The following is a 13,459-nucleotide window of genomic DNA, read 5'->3' on the forward strand; positions in this document are numbered from 1 at the left end:
GTGCCACCGCTCGGTCAGTTGCCTTGGAGGATGTCCCCGACGGCGCTGCTCACGGCGTTCGCGACCCGGACGTGCAGGTTCAGGCCGACGACCGCCGCGACCATGAGCGCGATCAGCAGGAGCAGCCCGGCGTACTCCACGAATCCGGCGCCGCGGTCGCGGCCCGCGCTCTTGACGCGGTCGGAAAGCGTCAGCCCCCAACGCACCAGCGTTCTGGTCATGGTCGTCATTCCCTCCGGACGGTCCCCGTCGTACCGCCGGTTTCCTACCCAGCAGTACCGGCCATGCCACACGGTACTGCGCAGCCGGGTCGTCCGGTATCGAACGGTGGGCGCAATTCTGCTCCGGAGGTGACCAGTTGGGGCCGGGTCGTTTCATGCCGTCCCCCTCCCCCGCGGGCCCGCGCGCACGCTCTCGCCACCGACTGTGCCATATCAACCACCCTTCGGTCACCGGGTAGCGCGTTACGGATGCGAATACCCGAGGGCGCACCACCCGCGCCCGGCACGCCCGGCGGGGGCCGGGTGTGACGCGCGCCGTTGGAGCGGTCGGCGCCACTCGGTACCGTGACGAGAATCGCGGACAGACCGCAGACGGTTACGGGGAGGGCGAAGTTGAGCAAATGGGTGGATACCGTCGCGATCGAGCGCGACGGCTTCAGCATCAAGGTGCCGGACAGCTGGTGGGAGTTCGAGATCCGGCCGGAGACCCGGGAGGACTCGATCCGCCGGATCGTCGAGGAGCGGATGCGGGCGACGCCCGAGATGGCGCCGCATCGCGACACCATTCGCACCTTTCTGCGCGCGCAGGCGCGCGAGGCGTGGGACTCCGGGGCCGCCTACATCGGTTGCATGGCGGACACCTTCGGGGGCGAGGTTCCGATCACCGCGTCGATGACGGTGTCGTTGCTGAGCGCGCGCAACGAGGACGGCAGCACGCTGTCCACCGACCCGGCGGAGATCGCGGGACAGCTCAAGTCGATCACCGCGAAGAAGCCGACCGACGCGTGGCGGAAGGTCACCACGGTCGAGATCCCGGGAGTGGGAACCACGGCGCGCACCTACGGCGTCGAGGACATCAGGTTCCGTCAGGACCCGCGTCCGATGCGTGTGGTGCTGATGCAGACCTACATCCCGGTTCCCGGGAGCGCCAACCGGGTCGCGCTGGTCTCGGGCAGCAGCCATGTCACCGAGATCGCCGACTCGCTCTTCGAGGTGTTCGACGCCGTCACCTCGACGTTCCGCTTCGCATGACGGGACCGCCGCAGCAGGGTGCGGCGGCTCTCGACCCGTGACAGGACGATCGCCGGGCACGGCCCGGTGGGGGAGGAAGTGCTGTGGGCGTTCCCGATTTCGGGCTGCCGGACAACCTGGGCGAGTTCGCGAGCGATGTGGAGTCCGTACGCAACCGGATGAACGGCACCGGAAGCATGGTGGACCGCTACGAGGACGATCTCGGCGACAGCCGGGTGAAGAACGCGCTGGAGAGCTTCGTCGACAACTGGAAGGACGGCCGGGCCGAGATCGACGGCCAGCTGGAGGCCGTCAAGGACATCACCGACCTGGTCGTGGAGACCATCCGCGATCTGGAGACCGACCTGGAGTCCGGTCTGCAGGGTGACGGAGGAGGAGGTGGCGGCCAGCAGGCGGTGTAGCCGTCTGCCGGACACATACGCCGCGGGCGCGGTTCGCGGGCCCGCGGCCGTGGCCGCCCGGACCGCTGCGGGCGCGAACACGGGACGACGAGGCAGGCACGCGCGGGTGGTACAGCACGCGCGGGTAGTACAGGCAGCTCAAGCACGGCAAGCACGGGGAGAGTTCATGGGGGACGGCCTCAACGCCGACATCGCGCGCATCCAGGAGTGCGCCGACTCCTTCCACCGCATCCATCGCGAGTTCTCGGAGGCGGCCAACCCGATGGACGGCCAGGACCGGGCGACCATCGGCAGCTCCGAACTCCTGGACACCTTCGAGACGTTCGAGAGCAACTGGAAGATCCGGCGCGGTGAGCTGACCGACGCGCTGGAGAAGCTGGGCGGCATCACGGAGATGGCGGCCCAGTCCTACAGCGAGGTCAACCGGGCGCTGGTGGACGCCCTTCGGGAGAACGACGCGTGAGCGCCGTCGCGACAACCACGGACGGGCAGGCATGAGCAGAAACGCACCGCTGGAGGACTGGGAACTCGTCGGCGAGTCCGGTGACCCGGTGCCCGGTGACCCCGAGGAGGTCGCCGCCATCGGCCGGGAGCTGGCCGAGATGGCGGAGACGATCAACCGGCAGGCCGGCGAGATCGACGCGCTGGTCAGCGCGGAGAACTGGGACAGCGACGCCGCCAAGGCCTTCCGTGAGGAGTCGGACGGCACCAGCGAGCAGCTGCGCAAGGCGTACGCGCGCTATGACGCCGCCGCCGACGCGCTGGGCTCCCGGGTCAGCAACAACGGCACCGACCCGCGCGCCGACACCGACACAGACCTCCACTACACCGACTACGCCTCAGAGTTGGCCCGCGCCCAGCGGATCGCGGACGCCGCCCTCAGCGACGCGGTGGAGGCCAACGGCGAGGTGACCACCGCCTCGGCCGCCATCGACGGCCTCGACGACGACATCGAGGACGACGACCCGGAGTTGACCGGTCTCGAAAGCTGCCTCTCCGCCGCCCAGGGCACCGTCACACGGTGCGGCCAGGCGGTCGAACGGGCCAAGTCGATCCGGGACCGGGCCGCGACCCGCGCGGTGAACGCCATCAACGACGTCATCAACGACAAGGCTTACAAGGACAGTTTCTGGGACAAGATCAAGGGCGCCGTCGGCGAGATCTCCAAGTGGGCGGGGCGGATCGCCGCCGTGGCGGGTGTGCTGTCGCTGTTCCTCGGCTGGGTGCCGTTCCTGGGGCAGGCGCTGGTCGCGATCACTCTCATCGCCACGGTCGTCTCCCTTGCCGCGAACACCGCCCTCGCCGTCAGCGGCGACGGTTCGTGGATCGACGTCGCGCTGGACGTGGTGGGTCTGGCGACGTTCGGAGTCGGCGCCGCCGCGCTGCGCTCCGGCCGCGCCGCGGCCCACGGCCTGAAGCCGGTCGCCCGGCAGGCCGCCTACAAGGCCAGCCAGCGGGCGGGGGCCAACCGGCAGGTGGCGCGGGAGACGTCCAAGAAGCTGGTGCCGGACGCGGTGACGGGGCAGGCGCGGCGACGGGCGATCGACGGGATGCCGAGCCGGCGCCTGCCGTTCGCGCCGATGCCGGCCACCGCCAACACCCGTCTGCACACGCTGGCGCGGCTGGACCCGGACATCAAGTCGATCACCAACTCGCTCCGCCGCATCGACCCTTCGGTGTACCGGGAGTCGGCGGTCGCCACCGCGACGCAGAACTTCAACTCGCACGTAGCGGTCTGGACGGCCTCCACGACCACGGGTGTCGCCGCGTCGAGCGTGGCGTTCAGCCGTACCTTCTGACCCGGTGGGGCGGTCACGGTGCGGGCGTGTCGCCCGCGGCGGGGCCGACGCACCGGCACACCCGCGCACGGCACCCCACCACACCCGCCACACCCGCCACACGACAGTCCGGCACACCGACGGCACGCTCCGGCGACCGTCACCAGCACCTCGGAGAGCACGTCCATGGAACGACCCGCGACAGCGCGAGCCACACCGCCGGACCCGCCGCCGGTGCACTACCGGCTGATCACCCCGCAGGAGTGGTACCAGATCCCGCTGGCCCCCGGCGAGCGGGAGCGTTCGGTGAACGCGCTGGTCGACCGGCAGTTCCAGGGGCAGGACGACGCGGCCGCGGCGAAGCACCGGGTTCGCGGTCAGCTGCTGGAGCAGGCGGAGAGCGCCTTCCGCAACCACGGTGTGGAGCTGTACCTGTCGTTGCAGTCCGTCGGGCCGGTCACCGTTCCCGCCTCGCTGCTGGTGACCTTCGTGCCCGGTCACACCGTCCCGTGCTCCTCGCTGGAGGAGCTGGCCGAGCGTGCCGGCGGCGGGGATCTTGAGGTGGAGTCGACGCTGGAGGAGCTGCCCTCCGGCCCGGCGGTGCGGGTGCGGCGCCGTGAGGAGCCGGTGGACGGTTCACCGGCGGACGTGGAGCCGCCGGTCGCTGTCGACTACTACCTGCCCATCCCGGGTACGGACGACCTGCTGCTGCTCTCCTTCAGCACCCCGTTGCCCGCCATCGCCGACGCCCTGGTCCAGCTCTTCGACGCCGTCGCGCGCTCGTTCGCCTGGACCGGGCCGGACCGGACATGACCGAACCCGGACAGGACATGACCCACAACCCGCTGAACATCACCATCGAGTACCCCGAGCCGTGGATCGAGTTCCCGCTCGCTCCCGACGCCGACGTGGCGGCCTGGGCCGAGGACCGCGCCGCCCGGATCGTGCGGTCGGCGGCCGGCGACGAGGTCCCCGAGGTCACCCGGATGCTCCATCCCTCACAGGAGGAGCTCGCCGCGGAGCTGCGCACCCGCGCGGAGGCGTACCGGGGCCAGGACCTGGTCTTCGCCCTGGGGTGCTACCCGCCGGGTATCGACTCCAGCGACGTCGGCCTGGAGGTCGGCTACGTGTTCCCGGAGCCGGGTGATCCGCCGCTGACGCTGGAGTGGTTCGCGGAGCGCAACACCGTCCGCGAGCTGGGCGAGCCGGATGTCCAGTACGGCGAGCTGCCCAATGTGGGCCGCGCGGTGCGGCTGCGGCAGAACTACCCGGGTGCCAGGAAGTCCTGGTTCGGCGGGCGGACGGTGAACCGCAGCGTGGTCTACGGCATCGCGCCGCGCGGGCAGGACTCCCTGATCACGCTCACCGCGCTGTGGACCGATCCGGGCATCGACGAACCGGTCGAGGAGTGGACGGACGAGATCGCCGGCACCGTCATGGCCGACCCGGCGGGCTGAGCGCGTGGCCCGGCGGGAGTTGCGCGGACGGGCCGCCGTCCTGCTGTACTGCGGTTGCGCGGCGGCGGTGGTGCTGATGATCGCGGTCGGTATGACGACGGGGGCGACGGTGGCCGGGTGGGCCGGGGCGACACCGGGCGGGCCGGCGGTCTTCCTGTCGCTGCTGGGCCTGGCGACCGCGGCGGCCGTGCTGTTGACCGCGTACGGCTGCCTGGTCTGCGAGGTGCCGGAACGGGCCGCGTGGAGCGGCCGGTTCGGCCGGTGGGTGCCGGTTTCGGCGACGGTGCTGACGGCGGCGGTGGCACTGGTCCTGGTGGTGTTCCTCGCGGGGGCCCTGCCCGCGCGCGGTGGCGCGGACCGCTGCGTGGCGTCGGAGGATCTGGGGTGCCGCCTGGCGGAGAGCGGTGAGGGCTGGTGGTGGGTACTGGGCCTGGGCGTCTGTGTGTCGGTGGTGGCGGCCGGGGTGCGGCCGCTGCTGCGGCTGGCGCGGCGGGTTCCGGCGACACGTCGGGGCGGAGGGGACCCGCACCGCCGTCGGGCGCGGAAGAGCCGCTGAGGCGCCCCGCCTGACCGCCGGGGCGCCTCCGGCCTGCGCCGGCCGCGCCCCGGCGATCACGGGTTGAGGATCGACAGCAGGTTGGTGCCGGAGCCCAGGATCATCCCGGTCACGATGATGATCATCGTGGCGGGCACCATGAACACCAGTGTCGCCATCGTCGCCTTCGGGATCGCCTTGGCCGCGCGGCGGCGGGCGTTCTGGGCGTCGGTGCGCCGCATGTCGTCGGCGATCTGGATCAGGGTGTCGGCGATCGGCGCGCCGAGTTCCTCTCCCTGCTGGAGGGCGGTGACGAACTGGTTGACCGCTTCGGAGCCGTTGCGGCGTCGCAGTTCGTCGAACGCCTGGCGGCGTGGGACGCCCATGTCCATCTGGCGCAGGGTGATCCGGATCTCGTCGGCCCACGGCCCCTCGTAGCGGGAGGAGACGCGGTCCAGCGCCTGACGGAAACCGATGCCCGCGGAGACCACGACGGCCAGGACGTCGAGGAAGTCGGGCAGCGTCCGCTCGATGGCGTCCTTGCGGGCCCGCGCTCCCTGCCAGATGACGGCGTCGGCCGCGAAGAGGCCGAAGGCCAGGCCCAGCAGGCCGAACAGCCCCCAGCCGGCGGCGAAGAACAGCAGCCCGGCCACGGCGCCGAAGATGCCGTAGACGGCGCGCCGGGCGGCGTAGCGGTCGATGGTGAGGCCGTCGGGGTTGCCGGCCTGGTCGATGCGCAGGCGTTTCTTCTCCACGCCCTGCGGTCCCATCAGCCGCAGCACGGTGGGGGCCATCCGCATCCCGAGCCGGTCGACGGCCGAGCCGGTGGCGGTGACGCGGGTGGAGCCGACTTCGAGGGCGAGCGCCAGGTCCTCGGGGAGGCGGGTGCCTCCGCTCATCATGCGGTAGCCGGCGATGGTGCCCAGGACGGCGAGCAGGACCGCGAGGGAGAGCGCCAGGGCGATCATGGCTCCACCCGCCCGAAGCGGCGCACCACGAAGAAGCCCACGGCGTACAGCGACAGCGCGATGATCATGGCGATCTGTCCGGCCGGGCTGGCGGTGACCCGGCCGAGCGCCCCCGGGGACATCGTGTTGATCATCAGCAGCGAGCCCAGGCCGAGGGCGGGGACGGTGACAGCGGTGGCGTTGACCTCCGCGAGGACGGTGCGCACCTCACGCCGGGTCTCCTTGCGCTGTTCGAGGGTGTCGGTGAGGTTGCGCAGCGAGGAGACGATGGCTCCGCCGGCGCGGTTGGCGAGTATCAGGGTGGAGACCAGGACGTTGAGTTCGCGGGAGGGCAGCCGTTCCCCGAGTTCGCCGAGGGCGTCCTCCAGTGACCGTCCGACTGCCAACTGGTTCGCGACCGAGGCGAGTTCGGATCGCGCGGGGTCGTCCATCTCCTCGGCCGCCATGGAGAGCGCGGTGCGCAGCGCCAGTCCGGCCGCCGTGCCGTTGGCGATCAGGCGTGCCAGCTCGGGGAGTTGGGCGATGAACCGTTCGGTCCGCTTGGTGCGCTGCCAGTTGAGGTAGGCGTTGCCGCCCCAGAGGGCTACCAGGGCGAAGACCGGTCCGAAGAACGGTGCGAGGACGACGGAGCCCGCCAGGCCGAGCAGCAGCACCGCGCCGACCACATAGCTGAGGTACTCGCCTGCGGTCAGGTTGAGGCCGGTCGCCGCCAGTTTCAGCCGCAGGCGGCGGCCGAAGGCGGTGGTGCGGATGGCCCGGTCGACCGCGTCGAACCGGCCGGTGCGCAGTTCCGCACCCCGGCCGGGCAGGATCGGGCCGATCGGGTCGGCCGGGGTGGGGTCCGGGCCCGCGAGCCGGTTCATCAGCGCGCGCTGACGGGCGCGGCCGGTCACATAGACGTGCAGCCCTGCGACGAAGACCAGGGCGGCGAACAGGGCTATGCCGAGGGTGAGTTGTGGGAGGTGGTCGAAGCTGAGCCGGACCGCGGCCGCCCCGTCGGGGCCGGAGGTGGTCACCGGTCGCCCTCCCCGCCGGCGCCGAGCCGGCGCGGTACGGCTCGGGGCAGGCCCGGCGCCTCGCCGTATCCGTGCGCGGGCCCGTGCGCGGGCCCGTACGGGTGCCCCGGACCGTGGCCGCCGGGGTAGCCGCCCTGACCGCCGTGACCGCCGTGACCGCCGTAGCCGTCGGCTGGGCCACGGCCGCCCGGCTCGTCCGCCAGACGGTCCGGCACCCCGTCCCGCAGCACGGTGAACGCCTGCGGCACCCGTTCGCCCGCCAGATGGAGCCGGTCGGCGAGCTGCGGCGGCACGGGGTAGTGGAGGAAGCGGCCCGGCACGCCGACGTCCCGGGTCATCGGCGTGGATTCGTACCGGGCGACGGACACGACCTGGAAGCGGTCGCGACCGCGGCTGGCGAGCACCGCGACCTCGGCGATACGGCGGGTGCCGTCGGGGTCGCGGACGAGCTGGACCAGGACGTCCACGGCGCTGTTGATCTGGTCACGCAACGCCTCGAAGGGGACCTGGAGTTCGGACATGGACGCGAGGGTCTGGAGCCGGAGCAGGGCGTCCTCGGCGCTGTTGGCGTGCACGGTCGCCAGTGAGCCGTCGTGGCCGGTGGACATCGCCTGGAGCATGTCGAGCGTCTCACCGCCGCGGACCTCGCCGACCAGGATGCGGTCGGGGCGCATCCGCAGCGAGTTGCGGACGAGGTCGCGGATGGTGACCTCGCCGCGTCCCTCGACGTTCGGCGGGCGGGACTCCAGCCGGACCACGTGGCTCTGCTGCAGCTGGAGTTCGGCGGCGTCCTCGACGGTGACGATGCGCTCGCCGTCGGGGATCAGGCCGGAGAGGGCGTTGAGCAGCGTCGTCTTGCCCGAGCCGGTGCCCCCGGAGACGATGATGTTGAGGCGGGCCCGGACGAACGCGGAGAGCAGCAGCAGGATTTCCTGGTCGAGGGTGCCCGCGTCCAGCAGCTCACTGAGGGTGAAGGCGCGGGGGAAGCGCCGGATGGTGAGCGTGGCGCCGCTGAGTGCGAGCGGCGGGATGATGACGTTGACGCGTTCACCGGTGGGGAGCCGGGCGTCGACCATCGGGTTGGATTCGTCGACCCGCCGGTTGACGGTGGAGACGATCCGCTCGATGGTCTGCATCAGCTGCTCGTCGGAGGCGAACCGCAGGGGAAGTTGCTCGACGCGGCCACGGCGCTCGACGAAGATCTGGTCGGGTCCGTTGACCATGATCTCGGTGATGGAGGCGTCCTCCAGGAGCGGTTCGAGGATGCCCAGGCCCAGTGCCTCGTCCACGACGCGACGGATGAGGGTGGCGCGCTGCTGGGTGGAGAGTACGGGACCCTCGCGGCTCAGGATGTGTCCGAGGACGCGTTCGAGCCGGTCGCGCCGCTCGGCCATCGACATGGACGACATCTCGGCGAGGTCGGTCTCCTGCAGCAGCTTGGCGCGGTAGACCGCGACCAGCCGGCTGTCGCCCTGGTCGGCGCCGGCCGTCTCCTCCGGGACGGCCAGCCGGGACCTCAGACCCATGGGGTGTTCCTCCTCGCGTGTGGCGGCCGGACGGCTCGGTGCGCGGCGCGGCCGGGCACGGCACGGCCTGGTGTCCGCCGCCCGGTGTTCAGTCGCATGGCATGGTGACGGTCTTGGTGATGGCGCCGAATCCGCTGATGAACGGCAGGACGGACGGCACCCGGACGCTCGCTGTCACCGTCGCTACGCCGCCGTTCCGGCCACAGGCGGTGTCCAGCGAGACGCTGCCGTCGCTCCAGTCGCTCATCGCGCCCAGGCCGGCAGTGCGGTAGCGGTCGGCGATCTCCTCCTGGGCGGCGACCCGGGCGGCGGCGCGGGCCGCCGAGCCCGCCTGCTGGGCGGCGTAGCCGACGAAGCCGAGCTGGAGTCCGGTCAGCGCCACCAGCAGCAGGATGGGCAGCCATCCGGCGAACTCCACCGCGCTGACTCCCCGTTGGCCGTCGCGTCGTGGCGGGTTCGGGCCGCCCGCGGTGGTTCGGGCCGGGGGCCGGCCGGCGCGCGGGCGGCGCGGCAGGCGGACGGGTGGGCGCGGTCGCTGGGCCATGGGTCATCCCTCCGCCGCCGCGCCGGCGGTGCCGTTGACGTCGAACGGCAGGTTCAGCACCCCGGGGAAGAGCGCCGGCACCCGCAGGGTCACCTCCGCGCGGTACAGCTCGCCCTGGCCGCCGCAGTCGGCGCTCACGCTCCAGGAGGACGGCACGTGCTGAGCCGCGGCGGCGGCGCAGGCACCGGCGGCGCCGTCCCGGGCGGCGGCACCGGCACGGGCCGCCTGGTCGGCGGCGTTGCCGGCGAGCGAGAAGGTGTAACCGATCAGTACGCACTGCCAGATGAGGGCGAGCATCAGCAGCACATAGGGGAAGATCCCGGCGAACTCGATCATGACGGCGCCCCGGTCGCCGTGCGGCCGAGGCTCCCCGCGCGGACGCGGGGGGCTCGTGGGCGCGGCGGGGACCGGGGGCCGGTCCATCAGCCTTTGCCCTTGCGGCGGTTGGACCGGCCGTCGGCGGCCGGCGCCGTGGTCAGGCCCAGTTCGTCGGCCAGCTCCCACATGGCGCGGCGGACCGGTCCGCGGTGGTCGAGGTCCTGGATGCGCCCGGCGTCCTGGGCCTCCTGCAGTTCGCGGAAGTTGGCGGGGACGACGCCGCGCGCGACCCGGGTCCCGGTGATCCGGGAGATCAGCTGGGGCTGGATGTGGCTGGTGCGGCCGAGGCGGTTGACGACGGTCAGGGTGTCCTCTGCCTTGCGGATCTGGAGCCGGTCCCACATCCGGACCATGCGGTTGACGGCCCGCACCGAGATGACGTCGGGCGTCGTGACCAGCAGCGCGATGTCGGCGATCTCCACCGCGGCGGCGTTGGCCGGGTTCATCTGCGATCCGCAGTCGACGATGACGAGTTCGTAGCGCGACCTGACGGCGGCGAGCAGCTGGCGCGCGGTCGGGTCGGTGACCTCCTCGCCACGCTCGCCCTCGGCCGGCGCGATCAGCAGCGACAGCCCGGTCTCGTGGGCGTACACCGCCTCGGAGAGGACCTGCGGGGAGATGTCGCTGATGCCCGCGAGGTCGGCGACGGAACGCCGGAACTGGACGTCGAAGTAGGAGCCGACGTCGCCGCACAGCAGGTCGAGGTCGAGCAGCAGCACGCCCCGGTCGGAGGGTCCGCCGCGCCGGGCGGCCAGGGCGAGCTGGGTGGCGAGCAGCGTCGCGCCGACCCCGCCCTTGGCGCCGGAGACGGTGACGACCCGGCCGCCGGGGCCCGCCGGGGTGTGCTCCTCGGCGCCGAGGTGCCGTCGCACGCCCTGCGCCCACTGCCCGGCGGCGGTGACCCGCGCGGCCAGTTCGTCGTAGGAGAGGGGCAGCCCCGCCAGACCCCGGGCACCGGCCTCCATGGCCGCCGCGTAGAGCCCGGCGGTGGGGTCGGAGGTGACCAGGACGACACCGACGGCGGGGAACCGCAGTGCCACCTCGCGGACCACTTCGAGGGCGGGCAGCGGGCCGACGCCCTCGTGGATCAGGACGACCTCGGGCAGGTCGCCGACGGAGCCGTGGGAGAGCGCCGCGAGGGTGTCCAGGAGCGCGCCCGAGTCGGGCACGGCGCGCAGCGGCGCGATGTCCGGGAGCTGGCTCAGTACGGTGAGCATGGCCCGTGCCGTGTCCGGGTCCCCCACCGCGGGGAGGATGCGCGTCGTCACCTGCCGGTCCTTTCCGTGCCGGGAGGGGCTGCCGCGGGTGCGGCGGGCCGGCGGCTCCCGGCATCGTGCGTCCGCCGTCTCTTCTCCGGTTCCCTTCCCCTCAGGGCGGGACTCAGCCCGTCGCGCGGCAGTGTGTTCACGGCAACCACCTGTCAGTTCGCGCCGGGCTGGACGATGTCGGCGTGCGGGGAGCCGAGGACGTCACCGACGATGGTGTAGGTGCGCTCCTCCTCGGGGATCTCGGTGTCGTCGCCGGGGGCGACGAGGGCGAGGCGGATCTGCTCGGCGAACGCCTCGGCGAAGGTGACCCGTTGGGCGTCGACGTTCTCCAGGGCGAAGGTGATCGGGACCGCCTCGACGCGCTCGCGGTCGCCCTCGATCTCGGTGAGGTCGCCGACATCGATGACCTGCGCGTTGTTGACCATGAGCCGCACCACCTCCAGTTCGCCGCTGTCGGTGGCGTCGCTGTCCTCGGCCCGGTAGGCGGCGTACATGTTGATGGTGGCGCCGGGGTAGATCTTGCCGGCCACGCCGGTGGAGGCGTCGATCATGATGGCGATCTCCTGCTGCCCGCTGCCGAGTTCGGGGCGGTCGGAGATCATGTCGCGCTGCAGCAGCGACCCGGGGGCGAGAGGTCCGACGGCCACCTTGCCGTCCAGGTCGTCGAGATCGGTGACGGCCGACTCGGGCACATAGCGCTCGGGTATCCGCACCTCGCGGAACTGGTCGGCGTTCAGCGGCTGGTAGGGCTCGATGTCCTCGGCGACCTCGTAGGCGGTGGTCTCGGGGCCGACCTTGGACTCGACGTCCTGGATCACCGCGTAGACGCCGCCGAACGCGACCAGGGCGAGCACCACCGAGACCAGCAACAGTATCAGTCCTCGGCGCTGGCGTCCGTTCATGGGGGCGGGCTCTCCCTCGTCGTTCTTCCGGTGGCGGTCGCTTCGTCACGGTCGGGCCGGTCGGCCGGGCCGCCGTGTGGGGCGTGGTGGGCGTGGCGTGGTTCGGTGGAGCCGGTCAGGTGAGCGCCCTGCGCCGGCCGGAGACGAGAGCGCGGGGTCTGCGGTCGGTGGCGCGGACCGGCGCGGCGCAGAAGGCGCAGCGGTCGCCGATCAGCGCCAGTCCGCACCAGTGGCACAGTTCCTGCCGTACGGAGCTGACCATCTGGTAGAGCGGCGCGACGTCGGGGATCGCGGCGGCGAACTCCACCAGTTTGCCGGTGCCCCACCAGTGGCGGGACTCCTCGGGCAGGTCGACGGGGTCGACGCCGCTGACCCGCCAGCGGGAGGCGAGTTCGGTGGTCACCCAGTCGTCGGCGAGGCCGCTGCCGGCGTAGGTCAGGACGGTGGCGAACTGCGGTCCGGTCAGCTCGCCCTCGCCGGTGCGCACGCACTGCGGGGTGGGCCCGGCGAGCACGGCGCAGGACCCGGAGCGGGAGCTCTCGGCGGTGGGCAGGGCCAGCGGGATGCGGTCCAGCGCCCGGCCGGAGGCCAGGAGCGCGCCGCAGTAGATGTAGTGCCCGAGCAGCCGCGCGGCGGAGCCGAGCACACCCGGGCTGAAGTCGCAGACGGAGAGCTGGCGCAACTGGCGGACGAGGGCCGCGATACCGAGCGGCGGCAGCCTGCTGGGCAGGAGCGCCATCCGGTCGGTCTCCAGCAACGCCCTCACGGCGTGCAGCCGTTGGAGGTGGGCGCGGGGCAGGGAGGCCGGGTAGACGACGAGGACGTGCCCGTGGCGTTCCAGCAGCTCACCGGTCTCGGCGAGCGCGGCCGGGAAGTCCTGCTGCTGCGGCGGGGTGAGCACATGGGCGCCGGGGGTGCGGGGATCGGCCGACGGCAGTACCAGGTCGGCGTCGGTCACCGCGATGGCCATGGGCATGCGCCGCTCCCCCCGGGCACGTGCTGCCCGTCTCGTGCAGTCTGTCTGCCAGTTGAGCAGCTTATGGCATCTTCCGTGCCGCGTGGCAGCTTCCGCCGCCTTCCGGCTCCGGGGCCGGGCCGGGGAGCCGTCGCGGGGGTGACCCGTTCTGTCCGACGGACACCGCCCCGGGCACTCGCGGTGTCCGTCGTGGCGTGTCGCACGGTGGAGGTTCCCGGCTCGTAGCCGCCGTGCTCGTGTGGGCCTGCGACGGGGCGAGGCGGTGTGCCGAGGGTCGCGGGCCGGGCGGGACGCGGGAGACAGCGCCTGGTCCGCGGCGCGGGCGGTGCCGCGGACCGCTGTGGCTGCGGCACTTGTGTCGACCCCCTTGACAGGAGCATTGGTCTGGACCATCTTTCTGGACCATCGGTGGCCACCGATGTACAACGCATCTCCCCTCCCCCACACCCCCACACAT

16 protein-coding genes are annotated in these 13,459 nt (G+C 72.4%); 7 read left to right on the forward strand and 9 right to left on the reverse strand.

Annotation, left to right across the window (positions count from 1 at the left end):
- Positions 1–14: 14 nt before the first annotated feature.
- Positions 15–221 (reverse strand): hypothetical protein, encoded by a 207-nt coding sequence (locus tag E0D90_RS02125; protein ID WP_130796384.1) that lies wholly within the window; start codon positions 219–221, stop codon positions 15–17.
- Positions 222–614: 393 nt separating this feature from the next.
- Here E0D90_RS02125 and E0D90_RS02130 point away from each other — a divergent pair, with 393 nt between their 5' ends.
- From E0D90_RS02130 to E0D90_RS02160, 7 genes are all read left to right on the forward strand, one after another.
- Complete coding sequence (locus E0D90_RS02130; RefSeq protein ID WP_103504808.1) at positions 615–1,253, forward strand: hypothetical protein; 639 nt, start codon at positions 615–617, stop codon at positions 1,251–1,253.
- A gap of 83 nt (positions 1,254–1,336) precedes the next feature.
- On the forward strand, positions 1,337–1,654 hold the full coding sequence (locus E0D90_RS02135) for a hypothetical protein (RefSeq protein WP_103504807.1): 318 nt from the start codon (positions 1,337–1,339) through the stop codon (positions 1,652–1,654).
- A gap of 166 nt (positions 1,655–1,820) precedes the next feature.
- Positions 1,821–2,117: a hypothetical protein gene (locus E0D90_RS02140; RefSeq protein ID WP_103504806.1), complete on the forward strand. Its 297-nt coding sequence runs from the start codon at positions 1,821–1,823 to the stop codon at positions 2,115–2,117.
- A gap of 31 nt (positions 2,118–2,148) precedes the next feature.
- Positions 2,149–3,453 carry a hypothetical protein gene (locus E0D90_RS02145; protein ID WP_130796385.1) on the forward strand — a complete coding sequence of 435 codons (1,305 nt, stop codon included), beginning with the start codon at positions 2,149–2,151 and terminating at the stop codon, positions 3,451–3,453.
- Between the two features lie 165 nt (positions 3,454–3,618).
- On the forward strand, positions 3,619–4,245 hold the full coding sequence (locus E0D90_RS02150) for a hypothetical protein (protein WP_130796386.1): 627 nt from the start codon (positions 3,619–3,621) through the stop codon (positions 4,243–4,245).
- Positions 4,242–4,889, forward strand: a complete 648-nt coding sequence (locus E0D90_RS02155; RefSeq protein WP_103504803.1) for a hypothetical protein — start codon at positions 4,242–4,244, stop codon at positions 4,887–4,889. Before E0D90_RS02150 ends, E0D90_RS02155 begins: the two co-directional genes overlap by 4 nt.
- 4 nt (positions 4,890–4,893) lie before the next feature.
- Positions 4,894–5,445 (forward strand): hypothetical protein, encoded by a 552-nt coding sequence (locus tag E0D90_RS02160; protein WP_103528724.1) that lies wholly within the window; start codon positions 4,894–4,896, stop codon positions 5,443–5,445.
- A gap of 56 nt (positions 5,446–5,501) precedes the next feature.
- Here E0D90_RS02160 and E0D90_RS02165 read toward each other — a convergent pair whose 3' ends face one another.
- The 8 genes from E0D90_RS02165 to E0D90_RS02200 form a co-directional block, all read right to left on the reverse strand.
- A complete protein-coding gene (locus E0D90_RS02165) occupies positions 5,502–6,392 on the reverse strand; it encodes a DUF5936 domain-containing protein (RefSeq protein ID WP_130796387.1) in 891 nt (296 codons plus the stop codon).
- Positions 6,389–7,408, reverse strand: a complete 1,020-nt coding sequence (locus E0D90_RS02170; protein ID WP_103504800.1) for a type II secretion system F family protein — start codon at positions 7,406–7,408, stop codon at positions 6,389–6,391. The genes E0D90_RS02165 and E0D90_RS02170 overlap by 4 nt, the downstream gene beginning before the upstream one ends.
- On the reverse strand, positions 7,405–8,934 hold the full coding sequence (locus tag E0D90_RS02175) for a TadA family conjugal transfer-associated ATPase (protein ID WP_170214909.1): 1,530 nt from the start codon (positions 8,932–8,934) through the stop codon (positions 7,405–7,407). Before E0D90_RS02175 ends, E0D90_RS02170 begins: the two co-directional genes overlap by 4 nt.
- 88 nt (positions 8,935–9,022) lie before the next feature.
- Positions 9,023–9,352, reverse strand: a complete 330-nt coding sequence (locus E0D90_RS02180) for a TadE/TadG family type IV pilus assembly protein (protein WP_227869927.1) — start codon at positions 9,350–9,352, stop codon at positions 9,023–9,025.
- A 129-nt stretch (positions 9,353–9,481) separates the two neighbouring features.
- Positions 9,482–9,814, reverse strand: coding sequence for a TadE/TadG family type IV pilus assembly protein (locus E0D90_RS02185; RefSeq protein WP_227869928.1), 333 nt, complete (start codon positions 9,812–9,814; stop codon positions 9,482–9,484).
- Between the two features lie 86 nt (positions 9,815–9,900).
- Positions 9,901–11,124: a CpaE/TadZ family protein gene (locus tag E0D90_RS02190; RefSeq protein ID WP_103528541.1), complete on the reverse strand. Its 1,224-nt coding sequence runs from the start codon at positions 11,122–11,124 to the stop codon at positions 9,901–9,903.
- Positions 11,125–11,276: 152 nt separating this feature from the next.
- The gene (gene cpaB, locus E0D90_RS02195) at positions 11,277–12,026 is read right to left on the reverse strand and encodes a Flp pilus assembly protein CpaB (protein WP_130796390.1); all 750 of its coding nucleotides are present in this window, start codon (positions 12,024–12,026) and stop codon (positions 11,277–11,279) included.
- A 115-nt stretch (positions 12,027–12,141) separates the two neighbouring features.
- On the reverse strand, positions 12,142–13,002 hold the full coding sequence (locus E0D90_RS02200; RefSeq protein ID WP_103501033.1) for a hypothetical protein: 861 nt from the start codon (positions 13,000–13,002) through the stop codon (positions 12,142–12,144).
- Between the last annotated feature and the right edge of the window lie 457 nt (positions 13,003–13,459).

Origin of the sequence: Streptomyces otsuchiensis, from assembly GCF_004305975.1 — a bacterium.
GTDB lineage: Bacteria > Actinomycetota > Actinomycetes > Streptomycetales > Streptomycetaceae > Streptomyces > Streptomyces otsuchiensis.